Source organism: Halomonas sp. WWR20 (assembly GCF_054602495.1).
The window spans coordinates 549,118-567,052 of sequence record NZ_JBTRHR010000001.1; the positions used below are offsets into that span (position 1 = coordinate 549,118).

Here is a 17,935-nt window from a genome sequence, read left to right on the forward strand (position 1 = left end):
GATAACGCGAGGAGATGAACGATCATGGCTGATCACACCCCCCCAAACGGTAGTCATCGTCAGGACGGACGCGATAACGACGACACTTCACACCTGGATGGATCCCATGAACACCAGCTAGGTCATGAGCGTCGCGACGAGCGGCACTTCATTCGTGTCCAGGTTCCCTTTAGCGTCAAGTTCGAGGACGGCCGCTCCTTTTCCGGACAGGATCTTTCGCTGGGCGGGTTCTCCCTCGTCAGCCAAGAGCCGTTTGAAACCGGCCAGGTAGCCTCGGTCTCCTTGCTGATCACCGCCGGTACCGCCGAGCTTATCGTGCCTGCGACAGCACGTGTCATTCGTGATGAAAACCAGGGCAAGCATGAGACGGTCGCTTTCGAACTCACGCAAATCGACAAACGCCATCGTGAACTGCTGCGTCGCGTCATCCGCGCGCATCTCAGTGGACGCTACGCCAGTGTCGAGGCTCTGCTTGACGAAGAGGACCCGCAGACGCCTCACAAGCGCAATAAGGCGAACGCCAACGCGAATCCTCAACGCCAATCCAAGCCCTGGGGGCGCTATGTCGCCTTGATTCTGGCGGCTCTGGTGCTATTTGCCGTTGCCGCGGCTACCGCGTATCGCAATTTCATGCTGATCGAACCCGACTTTGCTGCCGTCACCGCTCCGCGCATCGATATCCTCTCGCCTGGTGCAGGACAGCTGAGCGAGCACGATCTGCAACCCGGCGACCGGGTCCAGCGCGACCAGCCACTCGCCCGAGTCAAGGATAGCGATCTGGAGACCGACCTCATCCTGGCGCGCGCGGCGCATAGCTACAATGCCCAGTTGATCGATAACATGCGCGAACGCTTTGACGATCCTAGCGTTCAGCAGGTCAGCATGGCTCAATCCACGACGCCGTCCGATGGCCGCCCCCCCAGCTTCGAAACGGTCTCGCCCGAAATCGCCAAGGTACGAATCGAGCAGTTCGAGACTGCCAGAGATTATGAGAACGCACGTATTGACGCTCTGGAAGCACGCATGGCCTCCAATACGATTTACAGTCCCTGCGATTGTCTCGTCGCCTGGGCGCTGAGCAGTGGCGGTGGAACTTATATCAACGAGAGTGATCGCATCATGACACTCATCCGGACCGGCCCCGATGAAGTGATGGTCGAAGCACTGGTGCACATGGACAAGATTGGCGATATCGAGCCGCATCAGCTCGCCTATATTGCCCTGCCCAACGCCTCGGAGCCTATTGCCGCACGTGTACGCTCGGTCGCCCTGGACGTGGAACGACAGCCACGCGCCGGTTTTCCGGAGTGGGTCCGTCAGCAGCAGAACGTAGCCAGCGTGCTGCTGGTTCCCGAAGAGCCCTTGCCTGCCAGTGCTGTCGGCGTCCCGGTGGATGTCAGGTTCTCCGAGGCTCCCGTGCTTGATGAGACGGTCGAATGGGTCTGGCAAGGTGGCCGAGCAGTCGCTCAGCAGACGGCACACCTGTTCAGCACCGCCAAGGCCAAGATATATGACGCGGTCCAGTAGAGACTGATGTCCGGGGCCGGCTTCGCGGCAACAGCCACGACTACTGACGCCGGCCCCAAACCGTCACTGCCACGCGCTTTATGGCCACATGGTAATGACAACCGCACGCAGGCCAGCCAACGTGCTGTCCCTTATGCCAGCCAGCAGCTAAAGGAGTCTGCAATGCCACGCATGCGCCCAGACCTTCCCCGTCGGCAGGATGCGCCAACGCGGCAGGTTACCCGAAAACGCCAAGTACCTGTCATGGTACTGGCCATGATCGGGATGCTGGGAGGCCTGACCTCTCATGCTAACGCCGATAGCGATCAGCAAAAGGGCAACGCGTTGTCCCAGCCTAATGTCGCCGCGTGTTCGGCACGCTATCCTCTGGTAGCCGCCCTCACCCCTGCGGCTGGTGTCACCCCCCCCGAGCGCGCTATCGAAGCCGGTTACCAGGCCGAGAAGCACTGGGGCCTCGATCACAATGTCACGCTGCTCTCCCCTGCCGAAACCGGATTGACCGAAGCCGGGTTACGCGTCCTCTACCCGGCCGGTACTTCGGCACCCAGCGATCAGGGCAAAGGTGGCGCAGGATTCTACGCCCGTGTCGGACAACTCCAAGGAGCCGAGCATGCCTGCCTGCGCTACAAAGTCCGTTTCCAACCTGGCTTCGATTTCGTCAAAGGCGGAAAGCTACCCGGGCTTTATGGCGGACAAGCTCCCAGTGGCGGTGACGAAGTCACCGGCAGCAATGGCTTTTCCATGCGCTTCATGTGGCGTAAGGAAGGCCAAGGTGAGCTTTATGAATATATCGTCAACAAGGACGGAAAATACGGCAAGTCGGTGGGGCGCGGTAAATGGATTTTTCCCACCGGGCGCTGGGTCAGCATCGAACAGGAAATCATCCTTAACGATCCCGGCCAGGATAATGGCATCGCTCGCGTATGGATCGATGGCGAACCGCAGTTCGAGCAGCACGGTATTATTTATCGCACGACCCAGGACGTTACCATCGATGGTTTGATGTTTTCGACTTTCTTCGGAGGCAACGGCAAAGGATGGCGTACACCTCGCGACCAGATCGCCGACTTCAGCGATTTCGAGATATTCGCACCACGTCGCTAGAGCGATTTCGCCGGGAGCGATGACGATCATTGACCTGCCGTAATGCAAAGGAATGCGGCTGCCCCGTGTCTGGCAGTAGCCGTCATGATTCATAGGATGATCTCTGTTATGCGTTTACTATCCGCTTTATTTCACGGTTCGGCACGCTTGTGGCTCTGGCGCATGGTCGCGCTGTTCAGTGCATTCAGCCTTGCCGTACCGGCCTACGCCTTGACCTACGAAGCGCGGCAAAAGCTCGACCTTTCACAATACGAGGTCAAGGATACCGATGCCTCTTATTTTAACGTCGATGCCCGCCTCGAAACACTGGCCAATACGCAAAATCCCCTGCTGCTCGGGCAGATGGATAAGCTACATATTGGCGCTAGCTGTCAGCAGTTATTGGATATTCCTCCGCTCGACAAGCGTATCCGTATGCCGGGCTTTTATCCCAGTCCCGAGGCTTGGCGCTTGGCATCGGAACCCATGTTTCAGTTCGAGGATACTGTCAGCGGGCTGGCCGGCTCGTTCATGTCCACCGGGGATATCTATTATGGCGAATGCCTGATCCGGTTTCTGGACCACTGGGCACAAAACAATGCTCTAATGGATTTTTATTATGCCAGCGATGACCGCCAGGCCTGGTACGCGACGGAGTCGATGATGTTTGCTGCCGCCATGGCCTACTCCATCGTGCGTCCTCGCGTAGACGGCATGACGGAGGAGAAGTCGCGTATAAACGACTGGTTGAATCGGCTGGCGCATAAGCACTCCAAGATCGTGGGCGGCCTGAACGGCAGTTGCTGTAACAACCACTTCTATCGGCGTTCGATTTATTCCTCGATGATCGGCGTACTGACCAATGACAACGAGCTGTTTCGCTTCGGTGTAAGCTCCGTCTACTCCGCACTCAACGACCTGACCGAGGAGGGTGCATTACCTCTGGAAATGCACCGAGGCCGTAGGGCCAGCCACTATCAGAATTATGCGCTGCTTTATTTAATCACCAATATGCAGATTATTTCCCGTCAGGGCTACGATATTTTCAATCTGGAAGTGGCGGGTCACACCATTAAGGATGCCGTCGATTTCGATATGGCAGTCATCGCCGACCCCAGCCAGCTCAAGGATTATGCGCCCCATGAGCAATACCGTGGCTTTCTCGAGGACGGCCAGTACTTTGCCTGGATGGAGTTCTATTTAACCCACTTCGACGATCCGCGCATCGAAGAGTTCATTCGAAAGTACCGCCCGATAGACAACCGCGGCGCAGGGGGTTATGTCACTTTGTATTTCATGGATCCCGAAGCTCAACAGCAGGTCATCATCACCGATACGGTCAAGGAAAAGGCCGACATCCTCCTGCCTGACGCACAGTAACGCCTCAGCATGCCGGGCGGAGCCAAGAGCATAAGTCCGGCTTGCTCATGATAGGAAAGGTTTCATTATTCTCTGAACAGTTCAGAGACAAAAAAATAGAGTCCAACGCCATGTAGAGAACTTTTTCTATAGCCAAAGGACTCGGCTCTGGGACTTAAATCAACAGTCTCTCGGGCACGCAGGGAACGCATCGGCCGTGCGGTTAAGTCAACCGTTTCGATCTATCGATCACAGGATGATCATTCGCTATGCGTTCCAGACTCGGTTTTATAGGTAACATTGCAGGTTGTGGGAGATATATTCTGCTCGCATTCAGTATATTTGGCGGCGCCGATCAGGCCTATGCGCTCAGTTATGAAGAGCGCCAGCGGTTGGATCTTTCTCAATACACCGTCACGGACACCAATGCTTCTTATTTTGATGTCGATGCGCGCCTTGCCACACTGGCCACGACACAAAACTCGATGCTGCTGGGACAAATGGACCAGTTGGAGATAGGGGCCAGTTGCCGGCAACTGTTAGAGATCCCGCCACTGGATAAGCGCATCCGCATTCCAGGCTTCTATCCCAGCCCCGAAGCCTGGAGGCTGGCATCGGAGCCTTTGTTCCAGTTCGAGGAGAATGTCAGTGGTCTTGCCGGCTCGTACGTTTCGACGGGTGATACCTATTATGGCGAGTGTTTGATCCGCTTTCTGGATCACTGGGCACAATCCGATGCCTTGATGGATTTCTATCACGATCCCAGCGATCGTCAGGCGTGGTATGCGACAGAATCGATGATGTTCGCCGCTGCCATGGCCTATTCCATCGTTCGCCCACGGGTGGAGGGGATGGATGAAGAAAAGGCTCGCATCAACGATTGGCTGAATCGCCTGGCACATAAACACTCGAAGATTGTCGGCGGCGAGGCGAGCTGTTGTAACAATCACTTCTATCGTCGTGCCCTTTATGCTTCGATGATCGGTGTGCTGACCAATGACGATGAGCTTTTCCGCTTCGGCGTCAGCGCGGCCTATTCCGTTCTAAGCGACATGACGGAGGAAGGCGGTATCCCCTTGGAGTTATCTCGCGGGCGCCGGGCCACCCACTATCAGAATTACGCCCTGCTCTATTTGGTAACCAATTTTCAGGTCATTTCCCGCCAGGGTTACGATATTTTCAATCTGGAAATCAATGGCCATACCCTCCATGACGCTATTGACTACGCAATGACCATCATCGAAGACCCTAGCGCGTTAAAGGATTATGCTCCTCATGAGCAGTACCGTGGTTTTCTTGAAGATGGACAGTATTTCTCATGGGTAGAGATATATTTATCTCATTTCAATGATGCACGACTCGAGGAGTTCATAAGAAAGTATCGTCCCATCGATAATCGCGGTGCAGGGGGCTATGTGACGCTTTATTTCATGGATCCTGACGCTCAACAACAGGCTGTCGTAAACGACACGTTGAGAAACAAAGCCGATATCATCGTGCCTGATGAGCAATGATGCGGCTAGAAACCGCAGCAAAGTGATGCAAGGAGAGCACGCTTATGTCTGAGGAAGGCGCTGACACCCCTTATCGCGCTGTACGCGTGATGGGGATCATCATGGCGACGTTCTGGCTGAGCGGCTGCGCAAGCCAAGGCGGTCACCGTATGGAGGAGGTCACGGCTCGAGTCGATCCGCAATATTATGACTGGTTCGACGGTGGGACGCCTGTCGAGATGAGCTCTTTCGACTGGAACCATATCGAGTTTGCCCACCAGGCCCTTGCTGCCGGGAATCCAACGGAAGCGGTTGGAATCCTGCAATCAATGATGGAAAAGGGATTTGCTCCCGGGTACTACGAATTGGGCCAAATGTATGAACAGGGTAACGGTGTCAGTCGTGACCCGGCCATGGCTGCCCAATTGTATGGCGAAGCCATTCGTCGTCCCTCCTCCATTCTCGACAATGCCTCGCTGCGCCTGGCCCGGCTCTATCGAGAAGGCTTGGGCGTCGAGCGTAACGAGACGCTGGCCTACCTGCTGACGCGCCAGGCCGTGGAAGAAGGCGATACCGCCAGTGCCCGGCTGGATTTGGCTGACATGCTGGTTTCTGGAGAAGGCACCGTCGTCAATCTCCAGGAAGCTCGGCTGCTGTATCAAGCCGTCGCGGAGGCGGGGCATCCCCGCGGATTTTATGCCTTGGCCCAGGCCCATTCTCCAGGCGGCTGGCTAGAAGAGGACCGGGATGCAGCAGATGCCTATGTTCAGCGCTATGTAGACACCCTGCAACCTCGCGCTGAAGCCGGTGAAACCCGAGCCATGATCAAGCTTGCCCGGCTTTATGCCGACGATGGCTTGCGCCCTCAACCCGATACACAGCGCTATTGGTGGCTTCAGGCGGCCCAGGCCGGGGATACCGATGCCCTGGGAGAAGCCGGTGAGCTGCTGCTCGGTGAAGGGCAGTCGAGCAAGGGCTTGAACATGCTGCAGCGTGCAGCCGAAAGCGGTGATGTCGAAGCGATGGCACACCTGGGCAGGGCCTACCAGGGCCGCTATGGTGTGACGCCGAATCCCGCACAGGCCGAGCATTGGCTGGCCATGGCGGCTGAACGAGGCTCGGCCAGCTCCGCTGCGGCCCTGGGCCGTATGTACCTGCATGGTCGGGGTATCAGGCGCGATCCCGCCAAGGGGGTCCGCTACCTCGAGCAGGCCGTTGCCCAGGGACATACAAGTGCCCGAGCCGACCTCGGTGAAGCGCTGCTCGGTGGCAAGGGTGTCAGGGCGAATCCCAAGCGAGGCATTGCCCTGCTACGCCAGGTAGCCGACGGCAACGCTTCCGTCCAGTTGACGCTGGGTCAGGCCTATCTTGAGGGTAGCGGCGTGCCACAGGATCCCGAGCAGGCCCGGCATTACCTCACCCGATCGGCCAAGAACGGCGACGCTTACGCCGCGCAGTTGCTCGGAGAAGCCTACCTGACGGGCCAAGGCATGCCGCAGGATTCTCGCCAGGCCGAGGAATGGCTTTCGCGTGCCAGTCAGGCAGGCCGCCTGTCGGCACGCGCCCTGCTCGGGCAATCGCTGCTGCGCGGCGAAAACGGCCTGCCCCAAGACGTCGAGCGTGGCCGGCAATTGCTGCTCAGTGCGGCGATACGTGGACATGCCGGCGCCCAGGCCACCCTAGGGCGTGAGCTGCTGACCGGAGAGCATCTTCAGGTGAATCGCCGCCAGGGCGTGGAATATCTGATCAAGGCCGCGCAACAGGGCCACCCTACAGCGCGTCTCGCGTTGGCCAAGGCCTATCTATGGGCTAACGGACTGGAGAATGCCAATCAACAGCAGGCACTGCTGTGGCTGGACAAGGTCATCGATGGCGATAGTCAGATGGCACTGGAAACCATGCGGCAGTTGCTGACCGGGGATAACGCAGTGGCCATTACGGTCTTGTGATTTACGTCTAACGGCTCCATCGCCAATCAAACACGCAGGCCAACGCAACGCAACGGTCTTCTCATAGACTGCAAGAACAGCCATCATGAGTCATATCGTCGTAGGCCAAGGAAGGAATACACCATGAAAGACCCGATACTCGCAAATCTTCGCCAACCGCGCGCCAGCGCCGTCTCCACGCTGCTGCTGATCACCGGCATGGCATGGCTGGGAGGATGTGCCACCGGCGGCGGCACACAAATGGACGAAGTGCAGGCGCGTCTCGACCCCCAATATTACGACTGGTTCGATGGCGGAACGCCGGTGGAGATGAGTTCCTTCGACTGGAACCATATCGATTTCGCCCATCAGGCGCTGGAAGCCGGCAACACCGAGGAAGCCATCGGTATCCTGCAAGCCATGCAAGCCAAAGGTTTCTCTCCCGGCTATTATGAGCTGGCGCGCATGTACGATGATGGCATCGGCGTGGCACGCAATCCCGCCAAGGCGGCGGAACTCTATGGTGAGTCGATCCGTCAGCCCTCTTCCATCCTCGATAATGCCTCGTTACGCTTGGCGCGCCTCTACCGCGACGGCGATGGCGTCGAACGTAACGATACCCTGGCCTATTTCCTGATGCGCCAGGCCGTCGAGAATGGCGATACCGCCAGTGCCCGGCTGGATCTGGCCGAGATGCTGGTGGCCGGACGAGGCGCTTCCGCCGATCCTCAACGGGCCGCAGAACTCTATCAGGAAGCCGCCGAACTGGGCGGTACCCGAGGGCTATATGAACTGGCCGAAGCCCACGCACCCGGCGGATGGCTTGAAGAGGATCCAAAGCTTGCCCAACAGTATGCGCAACGCTATGCGGAGACTCTGCAGAAACCGGCCCAGGCCGGCGATACCCAAGCCATGGTCAATCTCGCCAGACTCTATGCCGACGATGGCCTGCTCGGGCCACAACCGGAGCTGCAGCGAAAATGGCTGATGCAGGCGGCCGAATCGGGAGACCCCGACGCATTGGGCGAAGCCGGAGAGCTGCTCCTGGCCAGCGGCGATCCACAGCGCGGCCTGTCCATGCTCCAGCAAGCGGCCGAAGCCGGTGACATAGAGTCCATGACGCACCTGGGTAAAGCCTACCTGGGACAGGAAGGCGTACCCGCGGAGCCTGCGCAGGCGGAACGCTGGTTGAAGGCTGCAGCCGATCAGGGCTCGACCAATGCCGCCATCGCACTCGGCCGCGCCTACCTGGCCGGTGACGTTCTCATGCATAAGCCCGAACGGGGCATCGAACTGCTGGAGCGCGGTGCCGAACAGGGCGATGCGCTGGCCTATGCCGTACTCGGCAACGCCTACATGGAGGGTAACGGCGTTCCCGCTCAGCCATCCCGTGCCATCGACTATCTGCGTCGGGGCCATGAAGCGGGACATCCCTACGCCACCGCTCAACTCGGTGCAGCCTATCTGTCTGGCCTCGGCGTCGCACCAGACCCGGCACGTGCCGAAGCACTGCTGCGCGAAGCCGCCAACCAGGGACAGACAACCGCCGCGCGCCAGCTGGGCGAAGGATACCTGGAAGGCAACACTTTACCGTTTCAGCCAAGCGAGGCTGAACGCTGGTTGCGTCAAGCCGCCGACGAGGGAGACATCACCGCCGCCACCAAGCTGGCCGATGCTTACTTAAGCGGCAAACTTACCGACGGACGACCAGACCAAGCCATCGCCATGCTGGAAGAATCAGCCCACCAGGGCGATGGTTACGCCATGGTGGTATTGGGCCGTGCCTACCGTGAAGGGACCGGGGTACCACGTGATTTCGCCAAGGCCGAGGAGTGGTTGAACAAGGCTCGCCAAGCCGGTCATCCCTCTGCTCAGGAAGCTTTGGCACGCACCTACCGTGAACAGGGGAGACGCGGCAATATCAATGCCCTGCGCCAGGCCGCCGAAATGGGCGATGCCCCCGCCATGGCTGACCTGGGTCGAGCCTACCTGAACGGCGCCGGCGTGGCCCGCAACCCACGTCAGGCGCGCCAGTGGCTGACGCGAGCGGCGGATACCGGTCATGCCGGCGCGATCGCCACGTTGGGGCGTATGTACCTGGACGGCGATGGCGTCGCACGCGATCCCGCCAAGGGCATCAACTACCTAGAGCGGGCGATTGCCCGTGGACACAGTGGCGCGCGCGCCGACCTGGGCGAGCTACTGCTGACCGGTGAAGGTGTACCGGCCGATCCTGAGCGGGGGCTTTCCCTGTTGCGCAGTGCCGCGTCAGCGGGCAACGCCTCGGCCAGAATGGTGCTGGGTCATGCGTACTTGACCGGTGAAGGGGTCGCCCAGGATACCCAGCAAGGCGTAAAGCTGCTCAAGCAGGCCATCGCCTCGGGCGATCTCACCTCGCAATATTACCTGGGCCGCGCCTATCTGTATGGCGATTACGGCGTTGTTCAGGATATCGATCAAGGTCTCGAAATGCTGACCCAGGCTGCCGACCAGGGGCATGTGGCGTCCATGGCCACACTGGGCAGAGAGTACTTGCGCGGCGATATTCTTGCTCAGGATCGCGACCGTGGCGCGGAATACCTTTTCCAGGCCGCTCAGAGTGGACATCCGACGGCACGTCTGGCCCTGGCCAAAGCCTATCTCTGGGCCAATGGCCTGGAAAATGCCAGCCAGGAACAGGCGCTGCTCTGGCTGGACAAGGTGATCGACGGCAACAGCCAGACGGCACTGGAGATCATGCGCGAACTGCTCACCAACGATAAAGCCATCGCTGCCGCCACCGAGCAGGCCAACCGCATCTGACCAATGTTACTGCCAGTACTCGCTCAAGGAGCGTGCTGCAAAAAGCCGGCGAATAGATCGCCGGCTTTTTTGTCTCTAACGGATAACCCGGTCACTCGGTTCTGCTCGGTTATTCTTCGGCAAAGGGATTGCGCAACACGATGGTCTCGTTACGGTCCGGGCCAGTGGAAATGATATCGATGGGTGTGCCGACTTGCTGCTCGAGATAGCTGATATAGGAGCGCGCATTTCTGGGCAGCTCCTCGACACGCTTGATGCCCAGAGTCGACTCGCTCCAGCCCGGCAAATCTTCATACACAGGCTCGATGGCTTCGTAGCCCTCGGAATCGACCGGCGTATCGAGCATGTCACCATCCTTGCTGCGATAGCCGACACATACGCGGATATTCTCCAATCCGTCGAGCACATCCAGCTTGGTCAAGCAGATCCCCGAGACTGAATTGATCTGCACGGCATGGCGCAGCGCCACGGCATCGAACCAGCCACAGCGCCGGGCACGCCCCGTGGTAGCCCCGAATTCATGGCCTTTTTCGGCCAGATGACGACCAAACTCATCGAACAGCTCGGTCGGGAACGGACCGGAACCCACCCGGGTGGTATAGGCCTTGGTGATCCCCAGCACATAATCGAGATACAGCGGCCCAACGCCGGACCCCGTGGCAGTGCCCCCCGCCGTCGTGTTGGAGCTGGTGACGTAGGGATAGGTGCCATGGTCGATATCGAGCAGCGACCCCTGGGCTCCTTCAAAGAGAATGTTCTTGTTCTCTTTGCGCAGGTTATGCACCAGGCTCACGGTATCGCATACCATCGGACGCAGCTCTTCGGCCATTTCCATGGCCTCGTCCAGCACCTGCTGGAAATCGACCGGCGCCTCGCCATGATAGTGCTGCAGTACGAAATTATGGTAATCCAGCACCTCGCCCAGTTTGGAAGCGAAACGCTCACGATGCAGCATGTCCCCCAAGCGCAAACCGCGCCGCGCCACCTTGTCCTCATAAGCCGGTCCGATGCCGCGCCCGGTGGTACCGATCTTGGCCACGCCACGCGCCTTTTCACGCGCCTGGTCCAGGCGAACATGATAGGACAGGATCAGTGGACAGGCCGGCGACAGACGTAGCCGCTCCCGCACCGGTACGTCCTTTTCCTCGAGCTCGCGGATCTCCTTGATCAACGCCTCGGGAGACAGCACCACGCCATTGCCGATGACGCAGATCTTGTCATTGCGCAAGACACCGGAAGGAATCAGGTGCAGAACGGTCTTTTCACCGTCGATTACCAGCGTATGGCCTGCGTTGTGTCCGCCCTGGAAGCGCACGACCGCCGAGGCCGACTCTGTCAGCAGGTCAACGACCTTGCCCTTGCCCTCATCGCCCCATTGGGTGCCGAGTACGACTACGTTCTTGCCCATTGCTCTCGTCTCTTGAACTAAACCGTCAAACGAAGACTCAGGAATCGGCAGTCACCTCTCCGGCGCTACCGGCTCCGACTCATTCCAGAGGTGAAACCTGCCAGTCCGTGCCCACCTGCACCAGGCGGCGACTGCAGCGGTGCGCCTCGGGTCCGGCCTGCTGTCCCGGCAAACTCTGGACGACCCGCTCTCCCGCGCTGCGTAACCGTGTGATGGTGGCACGCAGCTCGACGGCATCGACAGCCGGAGCCCAGATCCCTTCATGAGGCGGCTCACGCTCGGCCAGCGATGCCAGCAGCTTGAGATCCATGGAGAATCCGGTGGCTGGCCGCGCCCGACCGAAGGCGCGGCCCGTATCATCATAGCGCCCGCCCTTGGCCAGCGCCTGCCCGTATCCCGGCACGTAAGCGGCAAAGACCATGCCGGTGTGGTACTGGTAACCGCGCATCTCGGCCAGATCGAAATACATGGCCACCCCGGGATGTTCGTCAGCCACCCCCTGATATAGGGTATCGAGTTGATCCAGCGCTGTGGCCACCGCGGCAGGCGCTCCGGCAAAGACGTCGCGTGCTTGCGCCAGGACTTCGAGCCCGCCGTGCAGTCTCGGCAATTCAGCAAGCATGCTCGCCAGTGCCGGATCGCTCACCGCCTCGCTCACCCGCCGCTCGACCTCGGTATAGGCCTTGCGCTCAATGGCTTCGAACAGCGCACGTTCACGTTCGGCATCGATGGCCGCGGACTCGATCAAGGCCCGGTAGATACCGATATGACTAAGAGCCAGATGCACTTCCTGCGCCCCGGCGGCGGACAGACTCGACAGCGCCAGACGCAAGATTTCGAGATCGGCTTCCAGGCCGGCATGCCCGAACAGCTCGACCCCCACCTGCACCGGGCTACGCCCGCCCTGATGCTTGTCCGCCTTGGCGCGCAACACGTTGGCGCAATAGCACAGTCTCACTGGCCCCTGACGCCGAAGAGAGTGTGCATCCATGCGCGCCACTTGCGGCGTCACATCGGCACTGGCCCCCATCATGCGACCAGTCAGTTGATCGGTCAGCTTGAACGTTTGCAAGTCCAAATCGGTCCCGGTTCCGGTCAGCAGCGATTCGAGAAACTCTACCGGCGGCGGCATGACGAGGTCATAGCCCCAGCAGTGGTAGAGATCGAGCAGCGCCCGGCGCAGCTCCTCCATGCGGGTCGCCTGCGGCGGAAGCACCTCGTCCATGCCGTCGGGAAGCAGCCAGCGGTCAGCGATGGTCATTTGCCTGTCCTGCCAGAAATGGATGGCCTGTCAAAAAGCCTGTCAAAAGAAAGCAATGCGGGATACCGGAGCCAGTCCGGAAACACGCGAAACCGGCAAGGCCGCATCTGCCTCGGACATGCTGCATATCCTTCGGCGGCGGTCTGCGCGGCACAAAAAAACCGGGCCACGCCCGGTATTGAAAGTCTATCACGTTTGGCCTCCGAGTGTACCCCGCACGGGGCACCCGGAGGTCAACACGCCGGCTTAGTTGCCTTCGCTCGTATTGCCGGGCATGGGGCTTTTCAAGTAGCGGAAGAAGTCGCTGCTCGGCTCCAGCACCAGCACGTCATCCTTGCTGTCGAAGCTCTCACGGTAAGCGCTGAGGCTGCGATAGAAGCGGAAGAACTCGGCATCCTGCTGATAGGCATCGGCATAGATGGATGCCGCCTGGGCATCGCCTTCACCGCGTAGCGTCTGCGCCTTGGATTGCGCTTCGGCGATCAATACCTGGCGACGACGGTCGGCATTGGCCCGAATCTTCTCGGCCTCCTCCTCCCCTTGTGCCCGGTATTCGCGCGCTTCGCGATGACGCTCGGTCTGCATGCGCGCATACACCGCCTGCGACACCTCTTCGGGCAGATCGATCCGCTTGATACGGATATCCAGGATGGCGATCCCCAGCTCCTCGCGCAGCAGCTCGTTCAGCGCCTGGGTCGGCCCCTGCATCAGGTCGTCACGTTTCTCGGAAATGATCTCGGAGAGTTCGTAACGACCGAACTGGTTACGCAGACTTTCGTCAACGCGCGGTTCGATCAACCGTTCGGCGACCTGTTCGCTACCCGATGTCGCCTCGTAGTACCGTACCGGATCGACAATCTTCCACTTCACGAAAGAATCGACGATCACCGCCTTCTTCTCGCGGGTCAGATAGCGGCTGGCATTGGCATCCAGGGTCAGCACACGGCTGTCGAACATGCGGATGGTGTTGTAGACCGGCAGCTTCGCATGCAGACCAGGCTTGATGTTACCTTCCACGACTTCGCCAAAGCGCAGCTTGATGGCCCGCTCCGTCTCGTCGACGATATACAAACTGCTGCTACCCACCCAGGCGACAACGGCCACACCGGCAATGATAAGCAGGGCTTTGTTGTTAATCATTAACGGCCCTCCCGCTGGATCGTGTCGTTACGCTGATTGCCTAGCCGCTGGATCACGCCAGGCTGGGCCGCATCGTTCTGCGTCCCGCTAGCATCGGTGCTGTCATTGGCATTTTTCCCACGCGCCTGGCTGGCCGCACCGGTCAGCTGGTCGAGAGGCAGTACCATCAACGGGCTACTTTGGTCGACATCAATCAGCACCTTACTGGTATTGCTCATCACGTCACTTATGGTGTCGATGTATAAACGATCACGCATGATCTGCGGCGCGGTGCGATATTCTGTCAGCAGCGAGTTGAAACGGTTGGTTTCCCCCTGCGCTTCGGCAACCACCGCCTCGCGATACCCCTCGGCCTGCTCGATCAAGCGCTGAGCGTGCCCCTGGGCCTGCGGGATGATCGCATTGGCATAGCCTACGGCATCGTTGATGGTCCGCTGGCGATCCTCGCGCGCCTTGATCACGTCGTCAAAGGCATCCTGCACCGGGTCGGGAGCGGATGTCGACTCGACGTTGACCGCCTGAATCTCCATGCCCAGCCCGTAGCTATTGAGATAGGTCTGCAAACGGCTGGAGACGGTATCGGCCAGCAGTTCACGTCCCGAGGTCAGGATAGCGTTCATATCGGTGCTGCCCACTACGTGGCGCAACGCCGAGTCGGCAGCGTTTTCCAGGCTGGTCTCGGGCGTGCGAACGTTGAGCAGATAGTCGCGCGGCTCGGCGACCTGATACTGCACGGACATTTCCACTTCGACGATGTTTTCATCCTGGGTCAGCATCGACTTGTTCAATGCCAACGAGCGCACCTGCGTCACGTTGACCTCGCGAACGTCATCGATCAACGGCGGATTCCAGTGCAGCCCTGGTCCCACCGTATCGAGATACTTGCCGAAGCGCAGCACGACGCCCCGCTCGGCCTGATCGACGAGATAGAACCCCGATGCGGCCCAGATGGCGAGCGCCACCACGGCCAATAACCCCGGCAAGGCAAAGGTGTTGCGACGGCCATTGTCACCGCCGCCACTGCTGCCGCCACCGCCACGCTTGCCGCGGCCCCCGAGCATGCGATTGAGCTTGTCCTGGAACTTCTTCAACGCTTCGTCGAGATCCGGCGGCCCTTGATTGTTGCCGCCGTTGCCGCCGCCTCCCGGGCGACGCCCCCCACCACTCCAGGGGTCCTGCTTGTTCCCACCACCACCACCAGGCTCATTCCAAGCCATACGTTGTCTCCACTATGCGTTGATTGCGATGCTAAGAGTCACCGCCACGTCCAGAGCGCTCCGTCAGGTGCGTTCCCACTCCGGTACGTCATCATCCTTGAGCGGTAAATAATCGAGCGCATTTTCTCCGAGTCGAGCCAACAGCTGGAGAAAGTCTCGCTTCGGCAGACGGATATCCAGCAATATTTGGCCCCGCTCGTCAAACTGTTCTTCACGGACGGCATTCAAATCATGCAGCCCGGCACGCAAGCGCCCCTGTTCAGGCGCTAGCGTGAGTCGTGTTTCCAGCACATCGTCCGCCAGCAGCTCGCTGAGTGCCTGCCCCAGCAACGCCAGCCCCCGGCCCTCCTGAGCCGAGAGCCACACGACCCGGGGCAAGCCATCGCTGCCATGTTCGATACGAGGCGCCATGTCGAGCAGGTCGATCTTGTTCATGACCAGAAGGCGTGGAACCTCGTCGGCACCGATCTCCTTGAGCACCTGATCGACCTGAGCCACGTTGATGTCCCGATCGGGATCGGCGGCATCGATGACATGCACCAGCAGCGATGCTTCGGCAGCTTCCTGCAACGTGGCCTGAAACGCCTCGACCAGCTTGTGCGGCAAGTGACGAATGAAGCCGACCGTATCGGCCATGACCACCGGCCCTACATCCGGCACCTCGAGACGGCGCAAGGTCGGATCTAGAGTAGCGAACAGCTGATCCGCGGCATAGACCTCGGCGCTGGTCACGGCATTGAACAGCGTCGACTTGCCGGCGTTGGTGTAGCCGACCAGCGAAACACTGGGAATTTCGGCCCGTTCACGGGCACGGCGGTTCTGGTCGCGTTGCTTGCGGACCTTGTCGAGGCGCTTGTGAATCGACTTGATCCTTGCCCGCAGCAGGCGCCGGTCGGTCTCGAGCTGGGTTTCGCCCGGTCCGCGCAGCCCGATACCGCCTTTCTGACGTTCGAGGTGCGTCCAGCCGCGTACCAGACGTGTAGACATGTATTCCAGCTGCGCCAGCTCGACCTGCAGCTTACCCTCGTGCGTCCTGGCCCGCTGGGCAAAGATATCCAGGATCAGCCCGGTGCGGTCGAGAACCCGGCACTTTAGCGAGCGCTCGAGGTTACGTTCCTGGGAGGGGGAAAGGGAATGATTGAAAATGACCAGTTCGGCCTGGTGCAGCTCGCGCAATTCGCGCAGCTCCTCCAGCTTGCCGCTGCCAATAAAGGTTCTGGGGTCGGGCCGATGCCGGCTTCCCTGCAACAGGGTTGCCGGCTCGGCCCCCGCGGAACGCACCAGCTCCAGGAATTCACCCGAATCTTCGCGCTCCTGCTCGTCATGAAAATCCACATGGACGAGAACTGCCGTTTCACCGGCATCGGGACGTTCGAAAAACAATCAGTGCCTCACGATCAAATTTCTTGATCCGCCGGTGCATTGGGGTCTTGAACCGGCAGTCGCACGTTACGCGACGGCACAACCGTCGAGATCGCATGCTTGTAAACCATCTGGCTCACGGTATTGCGCAGCAGAATCACGAACTGATCGAAGGATTCTATCTGACCCTGCAGTTTAATACCGTTGACCAGGAAGATGGATACCGGAATGCGCTCCTTGCGCAGAATATTCAGGTATGGATCTTGAAGGGACTGCCCTTTGGACATTTTGCTCTCCCTAACTCTGTCTCTAGTTTATGGTTCGTTTTTAAGTCGTCTGCCGTCTCCGGGGATTCCGGCAGTCTCATCGCTACGCCGGGCCAAGCCCTCGACATTTTACGTGACCGGGCATCTTACGCTAAGTACCGCTTTCGCGCACGATTTTCAGGACATCACCGACAGGATCCGCCCCCAGCGAGTCGACCCAATGCACGTCTTTCCAGCTCCGCAACCAGGTAATCTGGCGTTTGGCCAACTGTCGGGTCGCCACTATCCCCTTGTCGCGCAGGCTCGGGTAATCATGAATGCCATCAAGATACTCCCACACCTGACGATAGCCTACACTCTTCATCGAAGGGAGCCCCAGATGTAGCTCCGGGCGACGCTTCAGCTCCGCCACTTCCTCAACGAACCCCTGCTCCAGCATACAATCGAAGCGAGCCGCAATACGCGCGTGCAATACACTCCGTTCGGCTGGTACGAGTGCTATGGACAGCGTTCTCCACGGAAAGTTTTCCGCTCGCTGCTCCTGCCACAGCACACTCATGGGCCGGCCGCTGACACGATACACCTCCAGTGCACGCATCAGCCGCTGCGGATCGTTGGGGTGAATACGTGTCGCCGCCGCGGGATCGACCCGCGATAACTCGGCATGTAACGCCTGCAGGCCGTCGCGTGCCGCCCAGTCAGCCAGCTCGGCCCGCACCACGGCATCGGCGCCGGGCAGATTGGCCACCCCCTCCAGCAAGCGCTTGTAGTACATCATGGTACCACCCACGAGCAGCGGAATGCGGCCCTTGGCGCCGATATCCTGCATTTCGCGCCAGGCATCCAGACGGAACTCCGCGGCACAATAGGCATGTTCGGGATCACGGATATCGATCAGGCGATGCGGCGCACGTTCCCGCTCGGCGACACTCGGCTTGGCGGAGCCGATATCCATGCCCCGATAGACCATCGCCGAATCGACACTGATCAGTTCGCAGCCCAGTCGCTCGTGCAACGCCATGGCCAGATCGGTCTTGCCGGAGGCCGTCGGCCCCATCAGCAGAATGGCCAGCGGTCGGGTGTCCATCC

Annotated in this window: 13 protein-coding genes; 6 read left to right on the forward strand and 7 right to left on the reverse strand. The window is 59.7% G+C overall.

Annotated features, from left to right (window positions below; translation table 11 throughout):
* The first annotated feature begins 24 nt into the window (after window positions 1-24).
* The 6 genes from ACW4DH_RS02590 to ACW4DH_RS02615 all read left to right on the forward strand — a co-directional run bounded on the left by ACW4DH_RS02590 (window position 25) and on the right by ACW4DH_RS02615 (window position 10,192).
* Window positions 25-1,527 (forward strand): HlyD family efflux transporter periplasmic adaptor subunit, encoded by a 1,503-nt coding sequence (locus tag ACW4DH_RS02590; RefSeq protein WP_459634781.1) that lies wholly within the window; start codon window positions 25-27, stop codon window positions 1,525-1,527.
* Window positions 1,528-1,689: 162 nt separating this feature from the next.
* A complete protein-coding gene (locus ACW4DH_RS02595; RefSeq protein ID WP_459634782.1) occupies window positions 1,690-2,631 on the forward strand; it encodes a polysaccharide lyase in 942 nt (313 codons plus the stop codon).
* Between the two features lie 108 nt (window positions 2,632-2,739).
* A complete protein-coding gene (locus tag ACW4DH_RS02600) occupies window positions 2,740-3,990 on the forward strand; it encodes an alginate lyase family protein (RefSeq protein WP_459634783.1) in 1,251 nt (416 codons plus the stop codon).
* Between the two features lie 248 nt (window positions 3,991-4,238).
* Entirely contained in the window at window positions 4,239-5,483 is a 1,245-nt protein-coding gene (locus ACW4DH_RS02605) for an alginate lyase family protein (protein ID WP_459634784.1), read from the forward strand.
* A gap of 44 nt (window positions 5,484-5,527) precedes the next feature.
* Window positions 5,528-7,411: a tetratricopeptide repeat protein gene (locus ACW4DH_RS02610; protein ID WP_459634785.1), complete on the forward strand. Its 1,884-nt coding sequence runs from the start codon at window positions 5,528-5,530 to the stop codon at window positions 7,409-7,411.
* 123 nt (window positions 7,412-7,534) lie between these two features.
* Entirely contained in the window at window positions 7,535-10,192 is a 2,658-nt protein-coding gene (locus ACW4DH_RS02615; RefSeq protein ID WP_459634786.1) for a tetratricopeptide repeat protein, read from the forward strand.
* A 109-nt stretch (window positions 10,193-10,301) separates the two neighbouring features.
* Here ACW4DH_RS02615 and ACW4DH_RS02620 read toward each other — a convergent pair whose 3' ends face one another.
* The 7 genes from ACW4DH_RS02620 to miaA form a co-directional block, all read right to left on the reverse strand.
* Window positions 10,302-11,600, reverse strand: a complete 1,299-nt coding sequence (locus ACW4DH_RS02620) for an adenylosuccinate synthase (protein WP_459634787.1) — start codon at window positions 11,598-11,600, stop codon at window positions 10,302-10,304.
* A gap of 79 nt (window positions 11,601-11,679) precedes the next feature.
* The gene (locus ACW4DH_RS02625; RefSeq protein ID WP_459634788.1) at window positions 11,680-12,861 is read right to left on the reverse strand and encodes an ATP phosphoribosyltransferase regulatory subunit; all 1,182 of its coding nucleotides are present in this window, start codon (window positions 12,859-12,861) and stop codon (window positions 11,680-11,682) included.
* A 246-nt stretch (window positions 12,862-13,107) separates the two neighbouring features.
* Window positions 13,108-14,001 carry a protease modulator HflC gene (hflC, locus tag ACW4DH_RS02630; protein WP_459634789.1) on the reverse strand — a complete coding sequence of 298 codons (894 nt, stop codon included), beginning with the start codon at window positions 13,999-14,001 and terminating at the stop codon, window positions 13,108-13,110.
* On the reverse strand, window positions 14,001-15,218 hold the full coding sequence (gene hflK / locus ACW4DH_RS02635) for an FtsH protease activity modulator HflK (protein WP_459634790.1): 1,218 nt from the start codon (window positions 15,216-15,218) through the stop codon (window positions 14,001-14,003). Before hflK ends, hflC begins: the two co-directional genes overlap by 1 nt.
* A 63-nt stretch (window positions 15,219-15,281) precedes the next feature.
* Window positions 15,282-16,601 (reverse strand): ribosome rescue GTPase HflX, encoded by a 1,320-nt coding sequence (gene hflX / locus ACW4DH_RS02640; RefSeq protein WP_459634791.1) that lies wholly within the window; start codon window positions 16,599-16,601, stop codon window positions 15,282-15,284.
* Window positions 16,602-16,615: 14 nt separating this feature from the next.
* Window positions 16,616-16,867: an RNA chaperone Hfq gene (hfq, locus tag ACW4DH_RS02645; protein WP_459634792.1), complete on the reverse strand. Its 252-nt coding sequence runs from the start codon at window positions 16,865-16,867 to the stop codon at window positions 16,616-16,618.
* 130 nt (window positions 16,868-16,997) lie between these two features.
* Window positions 16,998-17,933 (reverse strand): tRNA (adenosine(37)-N6)-dimethylallyltransferase MiaA, encoded by a 936-nt coding sequence (gene miaA, locus ACW4DH_RS02650; protein ID WP_459634793.1) that lies wholly within the window; start codon window positions 17,931-17,933, stop codon window positions 16,998-17,000.
* Between the last annotated feature and the right edge of the window lie 2 nt (window positions 17,934-17,935).

Excerpts from the sequence above, each read along its gene's own strand:
- ACW4DH_RS02610 (WP_459634785.1), top strand. The coding sequence starts at position 5,528 with ATGTCTGAGGAAGGCGCTGACACCCCTTATCGCGCTGTACGCGTGATG.
- hflC (WP_459634789.1), bottom strand. The coding sequence starts at position 14,001 with ATGATTAACAACAAAGCCCTGCTTATCATTGCCGGTGTGGCCGTTGTC.
- ACW4DH_RS02625 (WP_459634788.1), bottom strand. The coding sequence starts at position 12,861 with ATGACCATCGCTGACCGCTGGCTGCTTCCCGACGGCATGGACGAGGTG.
- ACW4DH_RS02615 (WP_459634786.1), top strand. The coding sequence starts at position 7,535 with ATGAAAGACCCGATACTCGCAAATCTTCGCCAACCGCGCGCCAGCGCC.
- ACW4DH_RS02595 (WP_459634782.1), top strand. The coding sequence starts at position 1,690 with ATGCCACGCATGCGCCCAGACCTTCCCCGTCGGCAGGATGCGCCAACG.
- miaA (WP_459634793.1), bottom strand. The coding sequence starts at position 17,933 with ATGGACACCCGACCGCTGGCCATTCTGCTGATGGGGCCGACGGCCTCC.
- hflK (WP_459634790.1), bottom strand. The coding sequence starts at position 15,218 with ATGGCTTGGAATGAGCCTGGTGGTGGTGGTGGGAACAAGCAGGACCCC.
- ACW4DH_RS02620 (WP_459634787.1), bottom strand. The coding sequence starts at position 11,600 with ATGGGCAAGAACGTAGTCGTACTCGGCACCCAATGGGGCGATGAGGGC.
- ACW4DH_RS02605 (WP_459634784.1), top strand. The coding sequence starts at position 4,239 with ATGCGTTCCAGACTCGGTTTTATAGGTAACATTGCAGGTTGTGGGAGA.
- ACW4DH_RS02590 (WP_459634781.1), top strand. The coding sequence starts at position 25 with ATGGCTGATCACACCCCCCCAAACGGTAGTCATCGTCAGGACGGACGC.
- ACW4DH_RS02600 (WP_459634783.1), top strand. The coding sequence starts at position 2,740 with ATGCGTTTACTATCCGCTTTATTTCACGGTTCGGCACGCTTGTGGCTC.
- hfq (WP_459634792.1), bottom strand. The coding sequence starts at position 16,867 with ATGTCCAAAGGGCAGTCCCTTCAAGATCCATACCTGAATATTCTGCGC.